25 protein-coding genes and 1 tRNA gene are annotated in these 25,619 nt (G+C 42.9%); 14 read left to right on the top strand and 12 right to left on the bottom strand.

From position 1 onward, the window contains the following. Window positions 1–41: 41 nt before the first annotated feature. The 9 genes from ACZ5NL_RS00655 to ACZ5NL_RS00695 all read left to right on the top strand — a co-directional run bounded on the left by ACZ5NL_RS00655 (window position 42) and on the right by ACZ5NL_RS00695 (window position 9,555). Window positions 42–1,319, top strand: coding sequence for a bifunctional L-myo-inositol-1-phosphate cytidylyltransferase/CDP-L-myo-inositol myo-inositolphosphotransferase (locus ACZ5NL_RS00655; protein ID WP_464842404.1), 1,278 nt, complete (start codon window positions 42–44; stop codon window positions 1,317–1,319). 169 nt (window positions 1,320–1,488) lie between these two features. Next, entirely contained in the window at window positions 1,489–3,306 is a 1,818-nt protein-coding gene (locus ACZ5NL_RS00660; RefSeq protein WP_464842405.1) for an aldehyde ferredoxin oxidoreductase family protein, read from the top strand. 34 nt (window positions 3,307–3,340) lie between these two features. After that, window positions 3,341–3,589: a ubiquitin-like small modifier protein 1 gene (locus tag ACZ5NL_RS00665; protein ID WP_464843504.1), complete on the top strand. Its 249-nt coding sequence runs from the start codon at window positions 3,341–3,343 to the stop codon at window positions 3,587–3,589. Next, window positions 3,590–4,708 carry a tungsten cofactor oxidoreductase radical SAM maturase gene (locus ACZ5NL_RS00670; RefSeq protein ID WP_464842407.1) on the top strand — a complete coding sequence of 373 codons (1,119 nt, stop codon included), beginning with the start codon at window positions 3,590–3,592 and terminating at the stop codon, window positions 4,706–4,708. It begins immediately after the preceding gene. Window positions 4,709–4,875: 167 nt separating this feature from the next. Further along, on the top strand, window positions 4,876–6,423 hold the full coding sequence (locus ACZ5NL_RS00675; protein ID WP_464842409.1) for an alanine/glycine:cation symporter family protein: 1,548 nt from the start codon (window positions 4,876–4,878) through the stop codon (window positions 6,421–6,423). Between the two features lie 49 nt (window positions 6,424–6,472). Next, a complete protein-coding gene (locus tag ACZ5NL_RS00680; RefSeq protein WP_464842411.1) occupies window positions 6,473–7,849 on the top strand; it encodes an acetyl ornithine aminotransferase family protein in 1,377 nt (458 codons plus the stop codon). 78 nt (window positions 7,850–7,927) lie between these two features. After that, on the top strand, window positions 7,928–8,344 hold the full coding sequence (gene hypA / locus ACZ5NL_RS00685) for a hydrogenase nickel incorporation protein HypA (protein WP_464842412.1): 417 nt from the start codon (window positions 7,928–7,930) through the stop codon (window positions 8,342–8,344). Continuing rightward, the gene (locus ACZ5NL_RS00690) at window positions 8,341–9,066 is read left to right on the top strand and encodes an Mrp/NBP35 family ATP-binding protein (RefSeq protein WP_464842414.1); all 726 of its coding nucleotides are present in this window, start codon (window positions 8,341–8,343) and stop codon (window positions 9,064–9,066) included. Before hypA ends, ACZ5NL_RS00690 begins: the two co-directional genes overlap by 4 nt. A 21-nt stretch (window positions 9,067–9,087) precedes the next feature. Further along, window positions 9,088–9,555: a hydrogenase 3 maturation endopeptidase HyCI gene (locus ACZ5NL_RS00695; RefSeq protein ID WP_464842415.1), complete on the top strand. Its 468-nt coding sequence runs from the start codon at window positions 9,088–9,090 to the stop codon at window positions 9,553–9,555. A gap of 180 nt (window positions 9,556–9,735) precedes the next feature. On the opposite strand, the gene ACZ5NL_RS00700 is transcribed toward ACZ5NL_RS00695, so the two are convergent. Both ACZ5NL_RS00700 and asnS read right to left on the bottom strand, forming a co-directional pair. Continuing rightward, window positions 9,736–9,812 (bottom strand) — tRNA-Arg (locus ACZ5NL_RS00700). 70 nt (window positions 9,813–9,882) lie between these two features. After that, window positions 9,883–11,175 (bottom strand): asparagine--tRNA ligase, encoded by a 1,293-nt coding sequence (asnS, locus tag ACZ5NL_RS00705; protein WP_464842417.1) that lies wholly within the window; start codon window positions 11,173–11,175, stop codon window positions 9,883–9,885. Window positions 11,176–11,423: 248 nt separating this feature from the next. Between asnS and ACZ5NL_RS00710 the strand changes: the two genes are divergently transcribed. Continuing rightward, entirely contained in the window at window positions 11,424–12,665 is a 1,242-nt protein-coding gene (locus ACZ5NL_RS00710) for an amidohydrolase (RefSeq protein ID WP_464842418.1), read from the top strand. Here the strand turns inward: ACZ5NL_RS00710 and trmY are convergent. Both trmY and pdo read right to left on the bottom strand, forming a co-directional pair. Next, complete coding sequence (gene trmY, locus ACZ5NL_RS00715; RefSeq protein WP_464842420.1) at window positions 12,662–13,264, bottom strand: tRNA (pseudouridine(54)-N(1))-methyltransferase TrmY; 603 nt, start codon at window positions 13,262–13,264, stop codon at window positions 12,662–12,664. The genes ACZ5NL_RS00710 and trmY overlap by 4 nt on opposite strands. Window positions 13,265–13,307: 43 nt before the next feature. Next, a complete protein-coding gene (pdo, locus tag ACZ5NL_RS00720; protein WP_464842421.1) occupies window positions 13,308–13,982 on the bottom strand; it encodes a protein disulfide oxidoreductase in 675 nt (224 codons plus the stop codon). Window positions 13,983–14,132: 150 nt separating this feature from the next. Between pdo and surR the strand changes: the two genes are divergently transcribed. From surR to ACZ5NL_RS00735, 3 genes are read left to right on the top strand one after another with little or no spacing between them, the layout of a single operon-like run. Next, window positions 14,133–14,825 carry a sulfur metabolism transcriptional regulator SurR gene (surR, locus tag ACZ5NL_RS00725; RefSeq protein WP_464842422.1) on the top strand — a complete coding sequence of 231 codons (693 nt, stop codon included), beginning with the start codon at window positions 14,133–14,135 and terminating at the stop codon, window positions 14,823–14,825. A 10-nt stretch (window positions 14,826–14,835) separates the two neighbouring features. After that, the gene (locus ACZ5NL_RS00730) at window positions 14,836–15,039 is read left to right on the top strand and encodes a DUF362 domain-containing protein (RefSeq protein WP_464842423.1); all 204 of its coding nucleotides are present in this window, start codon (window positions 14,836–14,838) and stop codon (window positions 15,037–15,039) included. Further along, window positions 15,036–16,217: an NAD(P)/FAD-dependent oxidoreductase gene (locus ACZ5NL_RS00735; RefSeq protein ID WP_464842424.1), complete on the top strand. Its 1,182-nt coding sequence runs from the start codon at window positions 15,036–15,038 to the stop codon at window positions 16,215–16,217. The genes ACZ5NL_RS00730 and ACZ5NL_RS00735 overlap by 4 nt, the downstream gene beginning before the upstream one ends. A 23-nt stretch (window positions 16,218–16,240) precedes the next feature. Here the strand turns inward: ACZ5NL_RS00735 and topA are convergent, their stop codons facing one another. From topA to ACZ5NL_RS00750, 3 genes are all read right to left on the bottom strand, one after another. After that, window positions 16,241–18,400, bottom strand: coding sequence for a DNA topoisomerase I (gene topA / locus ACZ5NL_RS00740; RefSeq protein WP_464842425.1), 2,160 nt, complete (start codon window positions 18,398–18,400; stop codon window positions 16,241–16,243). Between the two features lie 244 nt (window positions 18,401–18,644). After that, on the bottom strand, window positions 18,645–19,511 hold the full coding sequence (locus ACZ5NL_RS00745; protein ID WP_464842426.1) for a DMT family transporter: 867 nt from the start codon (window positions 19,509–19,511) through the stop codon (window positions 18,645–18,647). Window positions 19,512–19,670: 159 nt separating this feature from the next. Continuing rightward, window positions 19,671–21,374: a hypothetical protein gene (locus tag ACZ5NL_RS00750; RefSeq protein WP_464842427.1), complete on the bottom strand. Its 1,704-nt coding sequence runs from the start codon at window positions 21,372–21,374 to the stop codon at window positions 19,671–19,673. Window positions 21,375–21,477: 103 nt separating this feature from the next. Between ACZ5NL_RS00750 and ACZ5NL_RS00755 the strand changes: the two genes are divergently transcribed. Continuing rightward, window positions 21,478–22,941, top strand: a complete 1,464-nt coding sequence (locus ACZ5NL_RS00755; RefSeq protein ID WP_464842428.1) for an NAD-binding protein — start codon at window positions 21,478–21,480, stop codon at window positions 22,939–22,941. Here the strand turns inward: ACZ5NL_RS00755 and ACZ5NL_RS00760 are convergent. The 5 genes from ACZ5NL_RS00760 to ACZ5NL_RS00780 are packed head-to-tail and all read right to left on the bottom strand — an operon-like array spanning window position 22,938 to window position 25,495. Continuing rightward, entirely contained in the window at window positions 22,938–23,147 is a 210-nt protein-coding gene (locus ACZ5NL_RS00760) for a PRC-barrel domain-containing protein (RefSeq protein ID WP_252743511.1), read from the bottom strand. The two genes, ACZ5NL_RS00755 and ACZ5NL_RS00760, sit on opposite strands and share 4 nt — an antisense overlap. A 34-nt stretch (window positions 23,148–23,181) precedes the next feature. Next, window positions 23,182–23,706: a hypothetical protein gene (locus ACZ5NL_RS00765; protein ID WP_464842430.1), complete on the bottom strand. Its 525-nt coding sequence runs from the start codon at window positions 23,704–23,706 to the stop codon at window positions 23,182–23,184. Next, window positions 23,703–24,338: a DUF120 domain-containing protein gene (locus ACZ5NL_RS00770; protein ID WP_464842431.1), complete on the bottom strand. Its 636-nt coding sequence runs from the start codon at window positions 24,336–24,338 to the stop codon at window positions 23,703–23,705. The genes ACZ5NL_RS00765 and ACZ5NL_RS00770 overlap by 4 nt, the downstream gene beginning before the upstream one ends. After that, the gene (locus ACZ5NL_RS00775) at window positions 24,325–24,885 is read right to left on the bottom strand and encodes an endonuclease V (RefSeq protein WP_464842433.1); all 561 of its coding nucleotides are present in this window, start codon (window positions 24,883–24,885) and stop codon (window positions 24,325–24,327) included. Before ACZ5NL_RS00775 ends, ACZ5NL_RS00770 begins: the two co-directional genes overlap by 14 nt. After that, window positions 24,875–25,495, bottom strand: coding sequence for a translin family protein (locus ACZ5NL_RS00780; protein WP_464843505.1), 621 nt, complete (start codon window positions 25,493–25,495; stop codon window positions 24,875–24,877). The genes ACZ5NL_RS00775 and ACZ5NL_RS00780 overlap by 11 nt, the downstream gene beginning before the upstream one ends. Between the last annotated feature and the right edge of the window lie 124 nt (window positions 25,496–25,619).

Genomic DNA, 25,619 nt, shown 5'->3' on the forward strand with positions numbered 1-25,619 from the left:
AACTTTTTAGAAAACCAAGAAAAAGATACTAAGGATGAAACATGAAAGCGGTAATTCTGGCAGCTGGGCTTGGAACTCGAATGGGAAAACTTAGCAAGAAAACTCCCAAAGGGCTAATAAAAGTGGCCGGAAGAGAGATACTTTACAGAACAATGAAGACTCTCGAAGGGCAGGGCATTAATGAGTTTGTGATTATCACCAATCCCCTATACAGGGAAACATTTGAGGAATTTTTGAAGAAAAATAATTTCAGATATCAACTCGTGGTTAATGAGTTCCCAGAAAGAGGAAATGGATACAGTTTATATCTCGCTCGTTCGCATGTTTCGGGCAGTTTCGTTGTAGTAATGAGCGACCACGTTTATGAAGAGGCCTTTATACGGAAAGCTCTGAAAGGTAAGGGGCTTGTAGTTGATAGAGAAGGAAAATTCACAAACATAGATGAAGCGACAAAGGTGAAAATAGAAAATGGAAGGGTAGTAGATATTGGAAAAGATCTCGAGAAGTATGATGCCTTAGATACGGGATTTTTTGTTCTAGAGCCGGATATCTTCGAGATAATAGAAAAGCTGGTCAAAGAAAAAGAGGAACTTGAACTAGCTGAAATCGTTAAAGAGGCCGGGTTGGAAGTATTTGAAGTAAGCGGACTTTTTTGGATGGATGTTGATACACCAGAAGATATTAAAAAAGCCAAGAGGTTCTTAATAAAGAACGCCATAAAAGGCAGTGGAGATGGCTTCGTAGCGAGATATTTAAACAGAAGGATATCCCCAAAGATCAGTGAAATTCTCGTGGATTATGTTGAGCCAATCCACATGACACTATTTTCCTTTGTGGTTGGTATAACTGCAGCTGTTATGGCTTTCATTAACCCTCCTATTGGTGGTCTGCTGTACCAGTTAAATTCAATTCTCGATGGGGTTGATGGAGAGATAGCAAGAGCTGCAATGAAAACAAGCAAGTTTGGAGGATATTTTGATTCCATCCTAGATAGATACGTTGACTTTTCCGTGTTACTGGCACTTGCTCTCTATTTAAACCCAAACTTATGGGAGTGGGTGGTGGTTTCCTTGGCTATCTTTGGCTCTGCTATGGTAAGCTACTCAACAGAGCGTTATAAAGGAGAGTATTTTGTTGACATATATAAAGCAGTTCCTCAAATGAAATATCTTCTCGGAAAGAGGGATGAAAGAATATTCTTAACGATGATTTTTTGTTTAATTGGAAAAATAGGGCTGATTTTTATCATACTGGCATTGATAACACATATTAGGGTGTTTACTACGGTTTATTTAGTGCAAAAAAGAGAGATTCCATAAAAATACTTGTGAACACTTATATACATTGATGAATTTGTATTCAACATAGTGTTCCTATGTGAACATTGCTGTTTAACATCTTTCTTTTCTGCAAATTGTTTTATTTTCGTCAAATTTTATAATTTGAAATGCATAATTATATGTTGATATTTGTTTGGGGTGTTGCTTTATGTTTGGGTATATGGGAAAAATATTGAGAGTTAACTTAACAACGGGAGAAATAAAAGTGGAAGAGCTGAAGGAAGAAGACGCAAAGGAGTTCATTGGTGGTAGAGGTCTTGCAACAAAGCTTCTCTTGGAGGAAATCGATCCAAAAGTAGATCCCTTCAGTCCTGAAAATAAATTGATCTTTGCTACCGGCCCATTAACAGGAACGACTGCCCCAACCGGCGGTAGATATATGGTAGTTACAAAGTCCCCACTAACAGGCTTTATAGCTTCAAGTAATTCTGGTGGCTTCTTTGGACCAGAGCTCAAGTTTGCAGGTTATGATTTTCTGATTGTTGAAGGAAAGGCAGACCACCCAGTTTACATAAGCATAAAAGATGAGGATGTAGAAATTAAAGACGCCTCCCATCTTTGGGGTAAGAGAGTTGGGGAGACAACCGATAAGCTCCTAGAGGAGTTTGGGGACAAGAAAGCGAGGGTTGCATGTATTGGCCCCGCTGGAGAAAACCTTGTCAGATTTGCAAACATAATCAACGACAAACACAGAGCTGCCGGAAGGAGTGGTGTAGGGGCAGTGATGGGAAGCAAGAACTTGAAGGCAATTGTGGTTAGAGGAACAAAGCAAGTAGAGCTTGCCGATAAAGAGAAGTTCATGAGTGTGGTTAAGGAGAAGATAAAGAAGATAAAAGAGAACCCAATTACAGGCGGAGGACTTCCACAGTATGGAACCGCAGTCTTGGTGAACATAATAAATGAAAATGGTCTTTATCCAACATACAACTTCCAGACTGGAGTATTCCCATATGCATATGAGCAGAGCGGTGAAGCTTTGGCCGCTAAGTACTTAGTAAGAAACCACCCGTGCTTTGCATGTCCAATTGGATGTGGAAGGGTCTCATATCACCCAGCTATAGGGATTACTGAAGGGCCCGAGTATGAGAGTACATGGGCGCTTGGAGCCACATGCGGTATAAACGACTTGGGCAGCATAGTGATAGCAAACCACCTCTGTGATGAATTTGGCCTTGACACTATCTCAACCGGTGGAACACTTGCAGCGGCGATGGAGCTTTATGAGAAGGGCCTCATAAAGCAGGAAGAACTTGGAGATGCGCCACCGCTTAGATTTGGAAACAGTGAAGTGCTCCACTACTACATTGAGAAGATCGCGAAGAGGGAAGGCTTTGGTGATAAATTAGCTGAGGGAAGCTACCGTTTAGCTGAAAGCTATGGACATCCAGAATACTCAATGAGCGTTAAGAAGCAGGAGATTCCTGCTTATGATCCAAGAGGAGCAGAAGGACATGGTGTCACTTACGCCACATCAAACAGAGGCGGATGCCACGTTAGAGGGTACATGATAAGCCCAGAGATCCTTGGCGTGCCAGTGAAGCTTGATCCCCATGATGTAAGTGAGGAGAAAGCTAAATGGGTTAAGATATTCCAAGACCTAACCGCAGTAATTGACTCCGCTGGACTGTGCCTCTTCACAAGCTTTGCACTTGGTGCCGATGACTACAGAGACATGCTAAACGCTGCAACAGGCTTTGAGTATACAACCGATGAGTGGCTCAAGGCGGGAGAGAGGGTATGGAACATTGAAAGAATCTTCAACCTCAAAGCCGGCTTAGTCCCAGAAAAAGATGATACACTTCCAAAGAGGTTCTTAGAAGAGCCAATGCCTGAAGGACCTAACAAAGGACACGTAGTAAAGCTCCACGAAATCCTTCCAAAGTACTACAAGCTCAGAGGCTGGGACGAGAAGGGATATCCAACTGAGGAGAAGCTTAAGGAGCTTGGTTTGGATAAGTATTATTAACTTTTCTTCCATTATTTATTTTTGGGTGATGAAGATGGTCAAGGTGAGGGTTTTTGCTACACTCAGGAACATTGTTGGGAAGAGTGAGCTCGAAGTTCAGGCTGACACAGTAGGAGAGCTCTTAGAAAAGTTATACAGTGAATACCCTAGAATGAAGAAAGAGCTAGAGAAGGGAGTCGTTATTTTGGTTAATGGGAAGAACATTGAACATTTGGAGAAGCTTAACACCAAACTCAAGGACGAAGACGTGGTAAGCATCTTTCCTCCAGTGGGAGGCGGTTAGATGCATGAGTTCCATTGGGACAACGCTAAGATTCTCCTCCCCGAAGTCCCGGATATGAAGTACCTCTACATTGAAATAACGAACCGCTGTAATCTAAGATGTGAGATGTGCTTTAAGCAGTACTGGGAGGATGAAGAAGGGGACATGGATTATGACCTTTTCTTGAAAATTCTAAATGATGCAGAGGAGTTTCCCAACTTAAAGATGATTTACTTTGGCGGTATTGGCGAGCCCCTTGTGCATCCCCGTTTTATGGATATGGTAAAGGAGGTAAAAAGGAGGGGATACGCAGTTGGTATTTCAACAAACGGTTTTCTTCTTACAGACAAGCTGATTGAAGAGCTTGTGAAGCTCAGAGTTGATTTGATATACATTTCACTAGATGCAATCCCAACACAGCCAACAAGATTGGGCCATATAATGCCTAGTGTGACCGTTGAACGTCTCAAAAAGTTTGCTGAAATAAAGAAAAGAGAAAATACAGAAATTCCACATGTGGGAGTTGAAGTGGTCTTAACAAAAGAGAACTACACTCAAATGGCCGAGCTTGTGAAGTATCTCTCTAGGTTTAACATAGATGCCCTGCTTTTCTCAAACCTAATGCCGATTACAGCGGAGCATGCTGAGATGATAATTTACGACGGAAGCGTCGATATAGGCGATGCACTTTCCGAGCTTTATCCCCAGATATACCGTGGATTTCCAGTTAAAATAGCGGAGTTTAGACTTAGGAGTGAACGACACTGCGATTTTGTTGAAAATAATGTCGCCGTGGTTAGATGGGATGGAGAAGTTGCACCTTGTTATCGCTTCCTTCATACATATCCAGAGTACATTTTCGGAAGGCAGAAAAAGGTGGAGGCATATTCCTTTGGCAATGTGAAAGAAAAGTCTCTGAAAGAAATATGGACGAGCAGAGAATATACATGGTTTAGATTTAGTGTTAGGAATTCCCTCTACCCCTCTTGCACAGACTGTCCCGTTGTGGAGGCTTGTGATTATGCCAAGGGCTCAAAAATGGACTGCTGGGGAAACGTACCAAGCTGCGGAGATTGTTTGTGGGCGAGAAGAATAGTTTTGTGTCCAATTCCAAGAGAAGAGCATGGAAAGTTCTGGTGATATTTCATTTAGCCCCATAAAATTCTGAAAATCTATTCATCGGTAATGCCCTCTCTCTTGATTTTATTTCATTGAGGTTCATAAATGTGCTAGAAAGTTTTAAATAATTCTTTGACGTTAATCTTAATGCCATAGTGCACTATGCAGTACTCTTTGGAGGTGCTAAGATGAGTGCCATAATGGACTTTATAAACTGGCTTGATGGCATGGTTTGGGGCCCCCCAATAATGATTTTACTTGTGGGTACAGGGTTGTTGCTAACAATATACCTAGGGGGCATACAGTTCCGCAGACTGGGGTGGTCTATAAGGTTCACCCTCTTTGAGGGAAGAAAGAAGCAGGGTGAAGGTGATATTACCCCATTCCAGGCTTTAATGGCAACCATTGCTGGAACTGTTGGTATAGGAAATATAGCAGGTGTAGCAACCGCAATAGCTGCTGGAGGGCCAGGTGCACTGTTCTGGATGTGGGTCACAGCTCTCGTTGGAATGGCAACTAGATATTCGGAAGGACTTTTGGGAGTTGCCTTTAGGAGCAAGCTACCAGATGGGACAATGATAGGTGGAACCTTCAACTTCTTAGAGAGAGGATTAGCGGAGGAAGAAATCTCACCAACTTTCAGAACAATAGCTGGGCTGTTCATAATCCTCTTCGCAATCTTCATAGGGTTTGAAGCAACGAAGCTAAGCGGAGGTTTAATGATACTCGCTATTATAATAGCAATTCTCTTCCTCATACTAGCAATATACTTACTAACAGGGCGCTCACTTCCAACCCTTGGCAAAACCCTCGCAATATTATTCGCCCTATTTGCGGCAATTTCAGCATTTGGAATTGGAAACATGACGCAGGCAAACTCTCTAGCATTGGGAATGAAGCAGGCATTCAACGTTCCAACATGGATAACTGGAATCTTCTTCGCGTTCATAACCTTCATAGTTATCGTCGGTGGAATTAAGAGAATTGGAGAGGTTGCAGAAGGTCTAGTTCCATTTATGGCAATAATCTACTTCATCTTTGCTATTGGAGTTTGGATCAAGTACGCCGGTCAGCTACCATCTGCAATAGCTCTTATATTCAAAGACGCATTCACTGGACAGGCAGTTGCCGGTGGTGCAGTTGGTACAGTGATAAGATGGGGAGTAGCTAGAGGTTTGTTCTCAAACGAGGCCGGTCTTGGAACTGCTACACTTGCCCACGCTGCAGCAAGGACAGATCACCCATCAAGGCAGGCTCACGTAGCAATGCTCGGTCCGTTCATTGACACACTCATTATCTGTTCATTAACAGGTATCTCAATTGTAGCAACAGGGGCATGGGAAACCGGAAAGACAAGCACTCCTCTAACCCAAGAAGCTTTCGCAAGGGCATTTGGACACATAGGTGAAGTCATGGTGGTTATAGGTGTTATCCTCTTCGCGTACTCTACAGTGCTTGCATGGTCCTTCTACGGCAGGCAGAACATTATGTACCTTGCAAAGTGGATTGAAGGAGACCCAGAGAAGTTCGCAAAGCTATATCCAAAGCTTCACTTGATCTACAACCTGCTCTTTGTGGTCTTCCTTTACATAGGGGCCACAACAGCCCTTGAAAACGTATGGACATTCTCAGACATGATGAACGGACTTATGGCAATACCAAACCTTGTTGGACTTATACTCCTAGCAACGGTTATCAAAAGGTACACCGACGAGTTTGTCTCTGCAAACCCATGATTTCTTCCCATTTTTTCAACTTTTATCGTTTTTATTAGAGGTGATCTAGATGGAATATCCAAAACTAGTTGTTGCCCCTCCGGGACCAAAAGCCAAAGAGCTTGTGGAAAGAGAGAAAAAGGTAATATCTCAGGGTCTGGGAGTTAAGCTTTTCCCTCTTGTCCCGGAAAGAGGATATGGGGCGCTTATTGAGGATGTAGATGGCAATGTTTTCATAGACTTTCTTGCCGGAGCCGCCGCAGCTTCCACCGGTTATGCTCATCCCAAGTTGGTTAAAGAAGTACAAGAGCAGGTGGCAAAGATACAGCACTCGATGATCGGCTACACCTACAGCAAAAGGGCGATAGAAGTTGCTGAAATTTTGGCCGAGAAGGCCCCCATAAAAAGTCCAAAAATCCTCTTTGGGTTAAGTGGGAGCGATTCCATCGACTTGCTCATGAAAGTTGCCCGTTTCGCCACAAGAAAGCCGTGGATAGTTGCGTTCATTGGGGCTTATCACGGACAGACCTATGGAGCAACTTCCGTAGCTGCATTTCAAAGCTCACAGAAGAGAGGGTTTTCGCCTTTAGTTCCAAATGTAGTCTGGATTCCATACCCCAACCCTTACAGAAACCCATGGAGAATAGACGGCTATGAAGAACCTGATGAGCTGATAAACGCCTTTTTGGACTATCTAGAGAATTATGTCTTTGCCCATGTTGTTCCTCCGGATGAGGTAAGCGTTCTTTTAGCAGAGCCGATACAAGGAGACGCTGGAATAGTTGTGCCCCCAGAAAACTTCTTCAAAGAGCTCAAAAAAGTACTAGAGGAGTATAGAATCCTTTTAGCAATGGATGAAGTACAGACAGGTATTGGAAGAACTGGAAAATGGTTTGCAAGCGAGTGGTTTGGTGTTGAGCCAGACTTCATATCCTTTGGAAAAGGTGTAGCAAGTGGAATGGGCCTCAGTGGAGTAATTGGAAAAGCCGAACTCATGGAGATGACCAGTGGGTCTGCTTTGCTTACACCAGCCGCTAACCCTGTTATTTCAGCGGCTGCATATGCAACCCTCAAGATAGTAGAAGAGGAAAATCTCCTTGAGAACGCTCTGAAGATTGGAGACTTCATAAAGAAACGCTTGTTTGAGATGAAAGAAAAATACGACGTCATTGGGGATGTCAGGGGTAAAGGCCTGATGATAGGTGCGGAAATAGTAAAACCAAACACAAAGATTCCCGATCCAGATTTGACTGGAAAGATCTGCTGGAGAGCCTTTGAGCTTGGTCTAATCTTACCAAGCTATGGGATGTTTGGAAACGTCATAAGAATAACGCCACCGCTTGTGATAACAAAGGAAATTGCTGAAAAAGGCTTGGAGATTATGGAACAGGCACTAAAAGATGCCCTCGCTGGAAAGGTTAGGCACAAAACCGTTACGTGGCACTAGTCCTTTTCTTTTTACCACCTTTTGTTCAAAACATCACCATTTATAAACTTCCTCGCTTAGACTTCTCTGGTGGAGATCATGCACGAATGGGCGCTTGCTGATGGTATAGTTAGGACTGCAATTGAATTTGCAAGGCAGCACGGAAAAGAAAAAGTACTCGGATTGAGGATTGTTCTCGGAGAACTGCAGGATGTTAATCAGGAGATACTTGAGTTTGCTATCAACGAAATAAAGAAGGGAACTATTGCAGAGGAAGCAGAGATTGAGTTCGTGGTTGAGGAGGCGGAATTTAAGTGCAGAAACTGTGGAAACGAATGGAAGCTTAAGGATGTCAAAGAAGGTTTCGATGAGAGAATAAAAGAAGACATTCACTTCATTCCGGAAGTTGTTCATGCCTTTTTAGCCTGCCCAAGATGTGGAAGCAGAGACTTTGAGGTTACAAAGGGGAGAGGGGTTTATTTGGCTGCAATAAAGGTTGAGGGTGATGAGGAGTGATCGACCCAAGGATAAAGGCAGTTGAGGCTAGACTCGAAAACGTCACGAGAATTATCCCCGTAGTGAGCGGCAAGGGAGGAGTGGGAAAATCAATGGTCTCCACTATCCTAGCCTTAGTTCTGGCAAAGGAAGGTTATAAAGTTGGTCTTCTCGATCTGGACTTCCACGGGGCGAGTGATCACGTAATCCTTGGCTTTGAGCCCAAGGAATTTCCCGAAGAGGATAAAGGCGTTGTTCCTCCCGAAGTCCATGGAATTAAGTTCATGAGCATCGTATATTACTCAGAGGATAAGCCCACCCCTTTGAGGGGAATGGAAATAAGCGACGCTTTAATAGAGCTCTTGGCCATAACAAGGTGGGACGAGCTCGATTTCCTCATAATTGACATGCCCCCGGGAATGGGAGACCAATTTCTGGATGTTTTAAGGTTCCTCAAAAGAGGTGAGTTCTTGGTTGTTGCTACTCCTTCAAAGCTCGCTGTCAACGTTGTTAGAAAGCTCCTTGAGCTCTTGAAAGAGCAGAACCTTAAAATAATTGGTATAGTGGAAAACATGAAGCTCGATGAGGAAAAGGAGATTGAGACTCTTGCAAAGGAGTTCAACGTGCCCTATCTTGTTGGCATTCCGCTCTACAGAGACCTCGACGAAAAGATAGGCAACGTAGAAGAGCTCTTGAATACGGAATTTGCTAAAAAGATTGAAAAAATTGCGGATTCTCTTTAATTTCAATTTTTGGTGAGAACCATGGAAGAGTTTTTTAAAGGGGCAAGAAAGGTTGTGATATGTGGCATCGGAAATGATGTCAGGGGAGACGATGCTTTTGGAGTTTACGTTGTGGAGAGATTGAAAGAAAAAGTTTCAAACCCCAAGGTGGTGTTTTTGAACTGCGGTGAAATGCCCGAAAGCTATGCCGGGAAGATAATAAGGGAAAACCCATCCCATGTGGTTTTTATAGATGCGGTGCACTTTGAAGGAAAGCCGGGCGAGATAGTTTTGGCCGATCCAGAGGGCACGCTGGGAGAAGCTTTTTCAACTCACAAGATGCCCTTAAAGCTTCTTGTTGGCTACTTAAAGCAGAACACAAAGGCAAAGTTCATCCTCATAGGGGCGCAGCCAAAGCAGACGGGACTTTTTGTTGAGATGAGCGATGAGCTTAAGGAGAGCGCAGAGAGGCTTGTCGAGCTTTTGGGGAGGATTTTAATGGAGATTTAAGGTCTTAGTACGCGAGAAGTTTTTACTTTTTAATACCTTTTATTTAAAAAGAGAGGCTCAGTCACGGGTCCAGCTCATCATATTCAGCTGGGGAGACCTTATGATCATCACTGCCATGTGGCTCATGAGATTGAAGTTTAAGGAGAATTATGGTGCAAAATTATTCTCTCAAAGAATTTATGGCGGGCCCGCCGGGATTCGAACCCGGGACCTCCGGCTTAGAAGGCCGGCGCCCTATCCTGCTAGGCTACGGGCCCTCGGACTTTATTGGGCTCGATCGCATTTATAAATCTTACGGTTTTTGAAAATTTAAAGGGAAAAAGGTCTTTAGGGATAAATCCTTGAAGGCGTTCTTGGGAATAAAGTGGCCCATCTAATGTGATCGAGCTTCAGCACCCATGTAACAAGCCTCTCCAACCCAAGTCCAAAACCGCTGTGCGGAACTGAACCGTACTTCCTAAGATCAAGGTACCACTCATAGTTCTTTGGATCCATCCCTTCTTCAAGTATTCTCTGCACGAGTTTGTTGTAGTCGTCTTCTCTCTGGCTCCCACCGATGATCTCACCGTATCCTTCAGGAGCGAGCATGTCTGCTGCTAAAGCCTTCCTTGGGTCTTCGGGGTCTTCTTTCATATAAAACGCTTTAATGTGCTTTGGATATCCGTAAACGAAGAACGGTCTGTCGAACTCTTGTGTTAAAACCCTCTCCTCATCGGCACCCATATCCTCGCCCCATTCTATCTCGACTCCTTTACTTTGCAGTATGTCTATGGCTTCATCGTAGCTTATCCTGGGGAAAGGAGGCTCTGTGTTCTTGAGCGTTGTTAAATCTTCTCTAAACCTTTCGATCTCCTTTCTTCTAAGCTCAAGGGTGCGTTGCACCATATAGCTTACCAGCTCCTCCTCCACCTTCATTATGTCCCATAAATCCATCCATGCTGCCTCAAGCTCAAGGTGCCAGTATTCAGTGAGGTGTCTTCTTGTTCTGCTCTTCTCGGCTCTGAAGCTTGGAGTTAAGCTCCACACTTTCTCTAGTCCAAATATTGCTGCCTCAAGATAAAGCTGGGCTGATTGGCTGAGGTAGGCTTCTCTATCAAAGTATTTCAGCTTGAAGAGAGTTGAACCACCTTCAACTGCTCCAGTGACCAGGATTGGAGGAAACACTTCATACCATCCGTCTTGGAGAAGCCACTCTCTCGCTGCCTGCATTAAAGTCCCTTTAACTTTCATGATATCGGCTACCTTGGGGGAGTGAAGGTGGAGATGCCTCACATCAAGCAAAAACTCGTCGCTTGCATCCTTTGTTATTGGGAAGAACTCAACGTTCTGGATGATCTCTATCTTATCCGCCTGAATCTCCACTCCCGTTGGAGCCCTTGGGTCAACCTTAACGGTTCCCTCAATTATTACACTTGACTCTATTCCAACCTGCTTTGCCTTAGTATAGGCCTCTTCGCTAAGTTCTTTTGTGAAGACCGTCTGAATTATACCGCTTGAATCTCTAAGAACTATGAAAACTTTTTTACCCACTTCTCTCTTCCTATAGACCCATCCGGCAAGTCTTACCCTTTCCCCTTCCATTTTAGGCTTTACATCTGCACAATAAACCTTCTCGAGCATCATAAAACACCTCCAATCTTGCTTGAGTTTTAATCCTAGCTTTATTAATCTATCCCAGAAGAGTCAATTATTCCAGAGAAATTTTGCAAGAAACCTTTTGCCCTTGACCTCAAATACCACAGGCATGGCTATCACATCCCTAGACTGCAGATGAATATTTAAATCCTTCGCCTCATTCTTTGCCATTTTGCCATAGGTTTAAATAACTCAAGCATCATAAAGTTAATCCCTATGGGGAGGTGAGAAGAGTGAAAGCCATCGTAGCCGATTATGTCCTCGATGTTGAGGGAATTAAAAAGAACGTTGCCGTTCTTATAGAAAAAGATAAGATAGCTGGGGTTATTCCTCGGGAAAGCCTAAAGGGGTTTGATGTGGATGAAATTTTTGGGGGCAAAGGATACCTCCTCATACCTGGACTTGTCAACGCTCATACTCATGTTGCAATGAATAAGTTTAGGGGCTTTGGCGATGACATGCCCCTTGACAGGTGGCTTAAAGAAGTAATATGGCCAATGGAAAAAGAATGGAATGAGGACGAAATCTACAAGTGGGCTCTGATAGGAATTGCTGAAGCAGTGTCAAACGGCTCAACAGTAATAAATGACCACTACTTTTTTGCATGGAAAATAGCGGAAGCGGCAGAGAAGTTGGGTGTTAGGGCTTTTATCGGGCAGACGATGATGGATCTCGTTGAGATGCCCATAGCAGAGCCAAAGATTGGATTCAAGTTCTTCAAACGATGGAAAAAAGGCACCCTCGTGAGAGCAACATTGGCTCCGCATGCAACAGACACTGTTTCAAGGGACTTGTTAAGGGAAATCAAAGAAATCGCAGAGAGAGAAAATGCGCTAGTTCATATGCATGTCTCTCAAAGCAAAGAAGAGGTTCTTCGAGTCAAAAGGAGAGAAAAAATGCTCCCAGTTGAGTATCTAAAGGGGCTGGAAATGCTGGGAGAGAACTTCATAGGGGTTCATGGCGTGTATCTCTCAAAAGATGAAGTTAAGATTTATGCAAATAGCGATGCAACTCTGGTTCACTGTCCTACTAGCTTGGCAAAGCTCGAAGGAGAAATCGCTCCGATAATAGACCTATGGGAGCTTGGTGGGAAAATTGCCCTCGGAAACGACTGCGCGGTTTCCAATAACTCACTCGACATGATCCTCGAAATGAAATTTGCGGCAATACTCAACAAGGTAAAGGGAAAAAATCCCACAAAACCAACTGCGAAGGAGGTATTTTACTGGGCAACCGTTGGAGGGGCAAAATCCTTGGGACTAAAAGCTGGTCTCATAAAAGAAGGTTACCTAGCAGATTTGGTCTTAATAAACGTAAAGAAGCTTCATTTTCTGCCTAAGGAGAATATGCTTTCGCACATTGTCTACTCGGCAAGAGGAAGTGACGTGGAGAAGGTTTTTGTGGGAGGAGAGTTGATATATGACCAGGGGAGATTCCCAAAAACAGAGGAAATTGAGAGGCTACTCAGCGACTAGAGGAACTTGTCGAGAAAGATGTTTACGTAGGCTATTACATGGGACGTTAGATAGCTCTTTTTTCCCACGCTAACCTTTTCTGCTATCCCCTCAAGGAATTCTTCATCTTCTTTGGTTAGCCCTTCATGATCTCCTAGGACAAAGGCAACGTTGCCTTTGAAGCTTATCTTTTCAATCGGTTTCCCATCTTCGTGAAGGTAGTAAAGGGTCGAGTTTTTGATAGTTTTTCGCACAATATCTTCAAATCTCAGGTTACTAACATAAATGCCCGGAAGAACGGGATACTCTCTTGCAGGCTCTTTTATACCTTCACCAACTTTTAGAGCTTTTATTATTATCCTAGCCAAGTTCATCTCGTCAGGGTTTATTGTCTTGGGCTTGATTTCACTTCCTTCAAATCTGATGGTCTTTGGTGGATTTGGGGGACCATTAAGGTTAAGCCACACTCTAACTTCCTTCCTAAACCCATGAGAAAGAAGAAATGCTGAATTCAAGACCCTACAAAGTAAATCAATTCTCCCACTCGTTCCAGGGAGATCTTTCAGACTAAAATCGGCTCTTGTATGCGCCTTATTGGCCTTTACTATAAAGGTCCTCACGGGAGACACCTAAAATGCAAAAGAAAAGGAGGGTTAAAAAGGTTCACTCCACAGCTTGGAGAAGTTTTTCGAGGAACATCTTTTCTGGATAGGCTCCCTCAAATGAAACCTTGTCTTCACCATTTACTCTTATAACGACTTTTGGAACCGCCATGACGCTGTACTGGTCTGCCCATTCGGGGAATTCTATTGCCTCAATCATGTCCCCAAGAATCTTACCTTTTCCTGCCAGTGCGTTCTCAATTGCAAACTTGTGAGCCATTCTAACGGCCATTGGGCAGTACGGACATGTAGGAGTTACAAAGACATATATCTCAACGTCTTTTTCGATGCTCCTTATTGCTTCCTTGGTATCTTCCATAAGGTCGGTTTCGCCCCTTGAAACGTCAACAATGTCCTCTAAAAATGCTCCAAATTCATGCCCTGCTGGAAGACCAAAGTATCTAACTCCAAGGTCTTTCCCATCTTGGGTTATTATGGTTACCGGAGCTTTATCGATTCTGTACTTCTCAGCGAGCTCTTTTTCACCGTCAAAGTCGTGCACCTCATAGCTTATAAGATCGCTAAGCTCGCTAATCTCTTCAACAAGCTGTTTCAGCTGGTCACAATACTGGCAGTGCTCTTTTCCTGTGAAAACGATAATCTTAACCGGATTAACAAGCTTTGAAAAGAACTCCTCTTTAATTATCTTCTTGTCCCCATCACTAATAAGCGCCATCTCCATACACCTCCAATCAGTTTCAAACTAAAGCTTTTTAACCTTTGGATGCAACATATCTACGGAAACTTTACAAATTTAGAGTTTTCAACCAAAGGTTAGGATGACGGTATATAAACTTTACGATACAGATTTGGGTAGGTGGGCAACATGTCTGAACCGGATATATTTTACATCTTGGGGAACAAGGTGAGGAGGGACTTACTCAGCCACTTAACATGTACTGAATGCTACTTTAGCCTGCTCAGCAGCAAGGTTAACGTTTCCTCTACTGCCGTTTCAAAGCACCTGAAAATAATGGAGAGAGAGGGAGTTTTGAGGTCATATGAAAAGGAGGAAGGATTTATTGGACCTACAAGGAAATACTACTCCATAGCTGTCTCGAAAACGTTTCTTGTAACTGTCACGCCCAATATATTCTGGTATAAAAGTTTGGATTTGGATTCTCCAGAAAGGTTTGAGAGATTTGAAATCAGGCTTGATGAACTTAACAAATCTCCAAAAAGCTTACGCTCTATGGTAACCGCCTTTATAGATGCAAATAAAAAGTTAGACCAGATAGTAGAGGCTTTAAAAATTATTGAGAGCTACAGAAACAATCTCATGAAGAGCATCAAAGATAGATATTTGAAGGAAATTGGTGACATGACCCAGCTCGCCATACTCCACTACCTGCTTCTCTATAAAAAAGCAACAGTTGAGCAGTTGAGCGATGTTTTGAATCTCAAAGAGAGGGAAATTAAGGAAAAGGCCGAGGAACTCTCAAGGGTAATACCGTTAAGCATAAAAGAAAATGTCATAGAAATTGATGAGGAAGAGCTCAGGAAAAAAGAAGTAAAATGAGGGGGTCACTATGGCAGAGAAAATCAGAATCATAGTAAACGAAGATAGATGTTACCTTTGCGGTGGTTGTGCTGGTGTTTGTCCTGCTCTTGCAATAAGAGTGTCCTCTTCAAAGTGGGAGTTCTTCCAAGATAAGTGTATTTCTTGCAGAATATGTGTAAACGCATGTCCCGTGGGAGCTTTAAGCGCTGAACCTCTGGAGGGAGAACCATGAAATACGATGTTGTTGTCGTCGGTTCTGGAATTGCAGGCCCGATAGTAGCTAGAAACGTTGCTAAGGAAGGATACTCAGTTCTTCTCATAGATAAAAAGCCTGCCATAGGTGCTCCAAAGCAGTGTGCCGAGGGGATCAATATAAATGTCTTCAAGAAGTACGACATCCCCTATGATAAGAGATTCATAAACCGCGAGATTTATGGGGCAAAACTGTATTCTCCCAGCGGTTACGAGCTTGAAATAAGGTACAATAACGTGAGCGGGGTTATTCTGGAAAGGAAGGTATTTGATAAAATGCTGGCGTTTTATGCCGCGAGAGCTGGAGCTGATGTGCTGGCCAGAACTGAAGCTCTCGACGTTATTAGAGAAAATGGCATTATAAAGGGCATAAAGGCAAAACACGAGGGAGAACCCGTTGAGATACACGCTGATGTTATTGTGGCAGCGGATGGTGTTGAGAGTACCATAGCAAGAAAAGCAGGTATCAATACCTATGCCCCTCCACACGAGTTTGACTCTGCGTATGAATACGAAATGCTCATCGAGGGCTTTGATCCGGATATGATTCATCTATGGTTTGGGAATGAAATAGCACCGAGAGGTTATGTATGGGTTTTCCCAAAAGATGAAGACAGAGCCAATGTTGGAATAGGTATAAACTCCGACAATCCAAAGACAGCTAAGTATTACCTCGACAAATGGTTGGAGAAAAACAACATTCCAGCAAAGAAGCTCCTTGAAATAAACGTGGGTGTTGTCCCCGTAGGAGGATTTGTAAAAGAGCTCGCTAAGGACAACGTGGTCGTTGTGGGAGATGCGGCTAGACAGGTAAACCCCATGCACGGCGGCGGAATGGCAGAGGCTATGGAAGCTGGGACAATAGCAAGCAAATGGATAGTAAAGGCACTCGAAGAGGAAAACCTCTCGCTTCTCCAGAACTACACAAGGGAATGGTGGGAAAAAGACGGTAAGAGGCTTGAGAGGGTTCTTAAAATCAGAAAAGCCGTGGAAAAATTAACTGACGAAGATCTGGATGTATTTATCCAAGTTCTAAGCGGAGCAGATGCAGAGAAAATTGCGGGTGGAGACTACGGAGAGGTTATAAAAGCCCTCCTCAAACATCCAAAAGTGCTCATGAGTAAGAGAAGGATAGCACTCCTTAAGGAACTCCTGTGATTCTAACTTTTAAGTTATAACTTCTAACTTTTACCTTTTTTCCGATTTTTGTAGCAGTTCATATCAAGGCATACCTCATATTCCCTATTGCGTTCCTTGATCTTCACTATCGGGGCATTTCCGCACTCAGGGCATGTTTTGCCTGTTGGAACTATCTCACCCCTTTGGAGAAGTGGGTAAGTAACATCACAGTTGGGCCAATTGGAGCAGCCCACAAACCTTTTTCCTGTTTTTCTATTATACCTCACCACTAAGTCGCCACCGCATTTAGGACATTTCCCCACTATTATAGCGTCCATAGACTTTCTCTTTTCAGCAGATTCTTTGATACTTTCTTCCTCCTCTGCAGTTAGTTCCTTTGTGCTGGTACTTTTCTTATTCTTTTTGTTTCTTTGGCTCTCAACAAACGTTTCCAGAAGTTTTCTCCCTATTTCTCCCTCTTTCTTTTTGAACTCCTTCAAGATTCTTACTAAGGTCTCTTTAGATTCCTCAATAACATTCTCCTTGCTTATTTTTTTCTGCATTATCTGTTCCATTTTTTCTTCAAACTCTCTCGTTAGTTCAACGCTTATTATATCCGGAACGTTATTTTCCAATGCCTCTATTACCTTCATGCCCAGAGGAGTGACCTTTATCTTTTTCTTGCCCTCTATGTATCCTCTCGAATATAAGGTTTCTAAGATTTGAGCCCTTGTGGCTTTAGTTCCAATACCCAGATCTTCCATTTTCTTGATGACACTAGCTGGAGAATATCTTGCTGGGGGTTTAGTTTTCTTCTTCTCTCGTTTTATCTGAATAACTTTTATCAGTTCTCCTTTCTCAAACTTTGGGAGCAGAACTTCATCAAAGCTAACATACTTGCCGTAAATCTTCAGCCATCCCTCTTTAACTGTCCTTGAACCGCTAAGAATAAAGCGGTGGTTGTTTGAGTTTATAATGACCTTTACGCTCTCTCTTATAGCAGGATCGGCAAATGCGGCTAAGAATCGTCTAACTATCAAATCATAAAGGTTTTGCTCCTCTTTGCTCAGCTCTCCCGGCTTGGGTAGCTCCCCTGTGGGGTATATGGCTGGGTGGGCAGGGTCATCTTTTTTGCCTTCCACAGGTCTTAAGACACCTTTCCCTAAAAGCTCATGAGCAAAGGGTTTGTAGTCTGGAATTTTGGCAAGATTATGGATAATCGACTCGTAGTTCAAGTTCTTTGGAAGCTTTTGAGACGAAGTTCTTGGATAGCTGATGAGAGCTCGCTCATAGAGACGCTGTGCAATGTCCAGAGTCTTCTTTGGGCTGTAGCCAAAAGCAGAGTACGCTTCTCTTTGAAGTGTTCCAAGATCAAAGGGATGCGGGGGATTTCTTTGTTGCTGTTTTATCTCCACTTTCTCTACAAAGGCCGGTCCCTTTTTGGACTCTTCAACGATCTTCTTGGCCTCCTCCTCATCAAAAATGCGGTCCTTTTCATAGACAGCAGTATATTGTTGGTTGTTTTTTTCGAGAACCATTTTTATGACCCAGTACGGCGTGGGAACGAAGTTTGCTATCTCTCGCTCCCTTTCAACTAAAAACTTTAGTGTTGGTCCCTGAACCCTACCAGTGGAGAGAACTATCCATCTTCCACTGGCTTTTCTTACAGCTGAGCTCAATGCTCTTGAAAGATTAACCCCCCAATACCAGTCAAGGACATGCCTCGCTATTCCCGCGTCCGCCATTCCAAAGTTAATTGTTGGCTCTAAATTATACCAAGCTCTTAAGAGGTCTTTCTTGGTAAGGGCGGAGAATTTCATTCTCTTAGCTTTTGCTGGATCAACACCGCAGGCATACTTTAGTGCTGTGTACCCTATCACCTCACCTTCGGTGTCATAGTCACACGCAACGACAAACTCATCCGCTCTCTTTGCAAGTTCTCTTAGGGCTTTTATGTAGTCTTTTGCATAGCTTTTTCCCTTTTCTGCAACGTAAACGGGCACCCATTCTATATCAAAGACAGGATAGCCGTAGGTTTTCTCTTTTGGGGCGAGAGAGAAGAGGTGTCCAACGGCTGGAGCCACTATTATTTTCTTCCCGTCCCTTGTAAGCTCGTAGTAGGGGACTTTACCAATGGTCTTCCTTATTGGTTTCTTTTCGGCAAGTGCATAGGCTATTTTCCTAGCTACATTGGGCTTCTCTGCAATTATAAGCGTAGTCATGATACCCCTCCCAATCCCTTTAGAATAGAGCTATAAGAATTTTTTGGAGAATTGTGGGCCGGCAACAGAGGCCCGCGTTCACTTTTCGCGCGGGTGGATGCACCGGCCCTGTGGGCTCGGTGTGAGCACACTCCGCTCATAGAGCCCGATATCTTGCGGAGGCGGGTTCGACCGAGCCCACGCGAGGAGACTAATTGTCCCCTCGCTGTCGGCATTATAAAATAGGAGGTGGAGGTTAAATTCTTTACGCTGTTGTTATTAAGATCACACCTACAACGGCCAATATCAATCCCAGGATTATCTTGGTGTTCGGCGGTTCTTTTAGAATTGCTATCGCAAGAAGGGAGGATATAATAGGATTTACAGCACTTACTGGGGCGGAGATTTGGGAACCCACTAGGCTCACAGACTTAACGAATGTGTATTGTCCAATTATCAGCCCGAGCAGGGCTGCTCCCGAGAGTATCGCAACTTCCCTTTGTGTGATCTCCCTTAGTTCCTTCGAATACCTAGGCAGGAATACACTAATCCCAAATGCGGCGAATATCATTCTAATACCTGCTAAAGAGAGAGGGGAAACTTGTGAAGAGAGAAAATCGAGCAGTGTTATTGCAATGCTCCAAGAAATAGGTGCTAAAAGAGCAAACACGAATCCCTTGCTATCTAAATGCTCTTCGATCTCCCCCCTTCTGACGATAACAATTGCCAAAAATACGAGGAATGCTCCAACAATTATCTGGGCATTTACGCTCCTACCTAGAAATAACCAAGCCCACAATATAGTCCAGAGAGGGTAGGAGGACGTTATCGGAACGGTTCTTGAAACTCCCATCAGCCTGAGGGCACTGAAGTAGAAGTAATCTCCTATCACGAAGCCAAACTGTCCGGAGATAAATGCGATCAGAAGAACCCGCCAATTGAGAGAAGATATCTCGGCATAGTTCCCAGTGAGCAAAAACATACAAGCATAAAAAAGTGCCGTAATGTACAGCCTGATTATGTTAACGGTAACTGCGCTTTTGTTCCTCATTCCAATTTTCACTAAAACTGAAGCAGTTCCCCATCCAAATGCTGAGATCAACGCGAGTAATGCTCCGAGTAATGTGCTCATGTTGAGAAGAGAGATCAATCAATTTAAAAACTTAACGTTTCGAAAATTATCTTAATTCTCTCATACCAGAGAGCTTAAAAACCTCAGATATTAAAAATAAAGTAGTGATGATCTCGGCAAATCTGAGCGGTGCTATGATGACGATCTTGAGTGCTGATTTCATCTGATCTTAATTTCAATGTTTCTGAGTTTTATTGGCATGTTCTGTTCTGCTGATACTTCTTTTATCACTTTTTCTAGAGTTCTCATAATATCCTCACGCACTCTCTCGTCAGAGACAATTCCTAGCAGTGTGCTCCTTTTGTCGAAACTTGCTTCAAGATCAGCAAATACCGTTCCCTCTTTAAACTCCCAATCAAGGTTCATCCATCTGAACACTGAATTCGGAAGCTCTGTGAATTCCCTTTGCAGCCTTCTTCTCATATCTTCCATTGCTGGTTCTATCTTGGTCTTTAACAATGCCTCTTCAGCTTCTCTCTTTTTCTCTTCAGTTATGTAAGAAAGCTCCTCAACTCCAGCTTCTTTAAGGAGCTTTTCTATCTCCTTTTCTAACTCTTCTTTTTTGCTGATTATCTGCTTAGCTTTGCTTGAAACTTCCTCCTCTTCTAGATAAAGCTCTACTCTATGGATTGTCACGTATTTGTTCAACGCCTTTCCGATTTCTCTTGCATGATTCCTTAGGATCCTATTAACAACCCTCTCCGCTTCTTCTTTACTAATTCCAGAAGCTCTCCCCCAGAGCGTTAGGTTAATCTCATGCTCACTCCTTCCCTTTATGTCCAAGAGCATCTTCTCAATATCAATGCCTGCACTTTGAATGTCTTTGAAGATCACCCGGGCGTAGGCGGAAAAGTAAGGCTTGACACTCTCATGTGCCTCCACTATTATGTTGCTTTCTACCTTGCGGGGAACTACGATCTCTTCTTTCTCTTTTTTCTCTTCTTCTGACTCTCCAGGAGCAGCTATTTTTGCCTGGGCGTTGCTTAAGATTGGCTTAAGCCCGGCTTTTCTCCAGATTATCGGAAGATGCTTGTTGACAAAGTACAGCACCCTTCTTTCTAACATCTCCCTTGAGCTCTTGTCCTTCTCGCTTGTTCCATGAACGTCTATGTGAAGGTAAATTACTCCAGAGCCCACTTCCCCAGTTATTCCAACTTTCTCTACAGAAACTCCGTTTAGGCTTTTTATCTCCTTTAGGACCTCTTCAGCATATTCTTGAAGAACTGGCTTGAAGATTTCTCCTCCTACCACTTTAACATCAATTTCTGGGACACCAACTTTCCTTTCAATTCTAGGGGCTTTTTCAAGGGGCTTTTTCTCCTCCCTTTTTGGAGGGGCTTCTTTTTTAGCCTCTTCTTGTACCTTTACTTGCGGTTTTGTCTCTGCTTTCTCTTCCTTTTTTCTCTCAAGAGCCTTCTCTAGCAATTTCTCCTTTTCTAGCACCTCAGCACTTTCGATTTTATTCTCCCCAAATATTTTTTCAAGCTCGACTTTTGGAGTTGAATTGTAAATTTCCAAGTTGTCGGTTATTGAGAGCTTCAAAGATATCTCATCAAGTCCGTACAAATCCACTACGAGGGGATAGTCTATTATTCTCTTCAGGGTTTCAATGCTGTCGTTTCCAACCAACTTTTTCTTGGAGCTCAGGAGGTCTATCTGAGCCGCTAAGAGTTTTTTTCTGTCCAACAAAATTGTGGCATAGTACTTTTCTTTTTCGTCTTTTGTGAACATTTTCAGAAATAACCCGCTAAACTCCTGATTGGAAAAAGCATTGTAGATTAAATCGAGCAATTCCTGTTTTTTGGTGCATACAACATTCTCTTCTATTGGTGTGATATTTGGAAGCTGCATCTCTACCACCATTAGGTATATATATCAAAAGCTGAATAAAGGTTTAGGAAACCACCACAATTAAAGTCCATCTGAGCATATATTTAAGCATTATTGTCCTTATAAGGTGAGCACCATGAGAGTGTTGATACTTGGTGGAGGAACAATAGGGAGGAGCATTGCCCAGGTGCTTAGAGGTGAATTTGACATTGTTATTGTTGAACAAGACGATATTAGGGCTAAGTCCCTTAGCGAAAGCGGATTTCACGTTATTCATGGTGACTTCTCTTATACTGCATCTTTGTTGAAGGCCGGCATTGATAAGACGGACCTTATCATAATAACCACAATGGACATAAGCAAGATAAAGAGAACAATACAGACAATTAAAAACAACAACCCAGAAGTGCCGATTTTGGTTCTCCTCCCCGATGATATAACCGTTGAAGAACTGACATCTCAGATAAAGGAAGAATTTGAAAATGAGGTCAAAATAGATTATGCAATCTCTCCAAGAGAGGCCGTAATCAAGACAATTGTTGAAATGGTAGAGAATATCGGAAGAAGAAAAAATGCAGTTTTACTCAGCAAGAAGCTCTCAGAAATAAAACAAAAGACGGATTCGCTTTTAATAGTCATGCATGATAACCCTGACCCAGATGCCATGGCTAGCGCTGCTGCCCTACAAGTTATAGCCCAAAACATGGGGCTAAAGACCACTATTGTTTACGGAGGCGAGATAACCCACCATGAGAACAGGGCTTTTGTAAATCTTCTTGGGTTAGATATGAGGAAAGTCTCTCCGGGTTCTTATGAAATTAAAAGATACTCCGCCATAGCGTTGGTTGATTGCCAGCCAAATGGAAATGTGAGCATTTTGGATGATGAGGATCTTAAGAAAATAGAGATACTTGTCGATCATCACCAGCTTCTCCAAAATTTGGAAGAAAGGCTTCCCAAGAATGCATTTTTTGATATTAGGCCTGAAGTAAACGCCACATCCTCAATAATGGTGGAATACCTAAAACATCTTAATATAGAGGTTAATGAACTACTTGGAACCAGCCTTTTCTATGGCATCTACATAGACACAAAGAAGTTCTCAAAGCTTAATCATACCGATCTTGAGGCATTGGCCTTTTTGGCAGGGAAAGTAGACTATGACATCCTAGAAAAGATAGAATCCCCGGACATATCTACTGAGACTGCAGAGGTTTTGGCAAGGGCAATTTTGAACAGAAAGATGTACAAGAACATTGTTATCTCAAACGTGGGCTTTATAACCAACAGAGACGCCATTCCAGAATCTGCAGACTTTTTACTTAGGCTAGAAGGGGTTAATACCGTTTTAGTCTTTGGAATAGTTGATGATAGAATAGAAATTTCTGCCAGAACAAGAGACGTGAGAGTAAACGTTGGCAAGGTTCTGAAAGAGGCTTTTGGGGACATAGGCAGTGGGGGAGGACATCCACAGTCAGGGGGAGCTAGAATCCCATTGGGAATATTCAAACTTGCTAAGGATAAGGATTCCCTCTTAAAATTGGTAGAAGAAGCAATAACAGAAAAATTCTTAGAGGCACTGAATGCCAAAGAGGGCTAGTCTTTCTTCGCTTCTATCAATATTATATCTCCAATTGCAGTTACCCTTTCATAGGGGATTCCAACTTTTTCTCCCGGGAGTCCAAGCGCCAGTATCCTTCCCTCTCCTTTGTCGATCTCTATCAGTACTTCATCAACGTAACCGATGTAATATCCTTTGGTGTTGTATATCTGTTTCCCATAAAGCTTTGACAGCCTCATTACCATATTGCTCACCATTTGAAATTGGAAGTCTTCCCTTTTAAATTTTCTTACTCATCCTTGCAGTGTTTTCAAGGAACGATTTGAGAAAAATGACTACGGTTGCAATAACAGTTCCCGCAACCCCTACCAGCACAATGCTTACCGTGGAACCCTCAATTTCCGAGATTTTAGAGTTCATAAAAACTAAATTTGCGAGTATAAATCCACCAAAATAAGCAAACGGGACTATGGATACATCAAGCGTGTTTTCCGCAGAAACAAGCCCCATAACAAACACAACAGCTACCAAAAGGGAGAAAGAGTAGAGCATGGAAAACTCCACTTTAAGCCAGAGAATATAGAGGGCGAGGGTTAAGAAAAATCCCACAAGAAATGCATATCCACTTGCTCTTATCTTTCCTTTAAGAACCCCAAAACTTCCACCTAGAAGCAACCCAGCGATGTAAATGGGGATAAGGGTATCCATTGCAGTGTAGGGAGGATAAAAGAGGACTATCAGTAAAAAGCTTAGGGTCACCCCAAGGCCCCCATATCCTAAGGAGGAAAGGATTCTCTCCTTCATTTTACTACCTCCACTTTAACTTTTGAGCCGTCCTTTAGATTGAGCTTCTCCCTAAGACATACGGGAGCTATTATTTCAGCGACTCTTGGGGGGTGTATTGTTCTGGAAGGAACGACTATTGCCCCCTCGATTCCATTTATCTTAACTTTGTAGGCCTTTACATCTCCGAAAGTTCTGCCCCCTTTGGTGAAGCCGGGGATTATGATTGGTTCCACATTATAGAGTGCATCGTAGATCGTCTTCGGGAAGATTATCAAAAGATTTAGAGTTCCGGGATAAGGGGTGAAGCCAAGGTATTCCTTTATTCTGTCTTTGTACTGCTCCACATAATATCTCCCCTCTCCAATTCCAGAAACTACTTCTCCCAAGATGTATCTCCCATACAGAATCTTTCCGATTTCGTCAAATATCTCTTCAAGAAGCCTCAATCCATCGGGGGTTACCTCTATAAAAGTTTTCTTTCCAGAAACTTCTCGCATTAGATAGCCCATTTTTTCCATTCTCTCTAGTTTCCTCATCACAGACTGGGGAGAGATTCCCATTTCCTTTGAAAGTTCTCTTAAGGTAACTTTAACTTTATCTCCAATAGCACCTTTCTTGGCAAGGGAAATGAGCAGCCTAATCTCTTCCATTTTCAGCACCTTTGGAAAGTTTGTCTGCAATCCTCAGAGGTTTTGGGTAGCCGTTTTCGTTAATTATTTCAACAATCCTCTTTGCAGAGTCAAGGTCAATTAAATTACCAACACTTACATAAGCTTTTCCCACCTTCACGAAATCTTTGGTACCATGCAAAGGACGTTTTGCAACCCCTATTGTGGGTCTTTTGATAAGTAAGCCTATATGTGAAGCCAAGCCATATCCTCTTGGATGTGCCTTTCCGTGCCCCTCTACAAGAAGAACATCGAATTTCTCGTCCTTTAACAGCATCAAAATTGGTCTCGTTTCTCTCAAGAAGAAATAAGTGGGAATATAGGGAAAGTATACCTCTGTTTCAGCGACTTTTGTTTTTAAAACTTCGCAGGAAGGGAAAGAACATAAAACAAAAGCTCCTCTTGCCTGGTTTCCCTTATAAGATACGTCAACTGCGGCGATGCTTTTAACTTTTGAAATATCCAAGGGCTTTTCTACAATTTTTCTGCTTAGTTTTCTTTGAATCTCTGCGATCTTTTTAAGGTTCATTTCTCCACTCCTCAAGCTTCTTTTCTAAATCTTTGCTGATTTTGGCCCTTGTTAAATCTTCAAGAGTTCTTTCCAGAATGTATCTCGCTTGATCTTGCTTTTGCCTCACATTTACAAGACCCTTAGGATATTCGAGAGTAACAAGCTCATCATAAACCTTCTCCATAAAAGTGTAAACTTCTTGAGCCTTTTCTAAGTCTCCCTTTAGCAGGAGAGTCAGGAAATGCCTTCTCAACTCTCCAATGAAGTCTCCAATTCCAAGGGCATAGTCAGCCTCGGGAATTCCAATCTCCCTCGGAGAGGGGAACTCTTTTCTAAGCAGATAGCAGTAAAAAAGCAAGGCTTCAACGTACTCTTGATGGGCATTCTGAACATAGCCCGTGAAGTAAAGATCTTCATGGCCTTTTAAATCTTCTTTTAGTCTTTTGACCAGCTCTTCAGCTTTTTCTAGCCTTTCCTTTGCAGTCTCGAGCTCTCCTCTATGTAGGGCTTTTATTGAGTCCCCGCTTAGCCTTACGATTTCCCTAGTAAGCTTGAGGGCCTCTTCTCTCAGTTCATCTTTTTTGTCAAGAACCTCTCTTATCTCTCTTATTATTTCAGAAATATTCACTTCTACCACCAGAGAGTTTTTTGGCTTCTAAGGATAAAAACCTTCTTATGTGGGCTTGGCTTATCCTACCGCCTTCATCGTGAGCCTTTCGGCAACCTCAAGCGGCCCCGGAGGCCAAGCCCTG

Source organism: Thermococcus aegaeus (genome assembly GCF_055393685.1).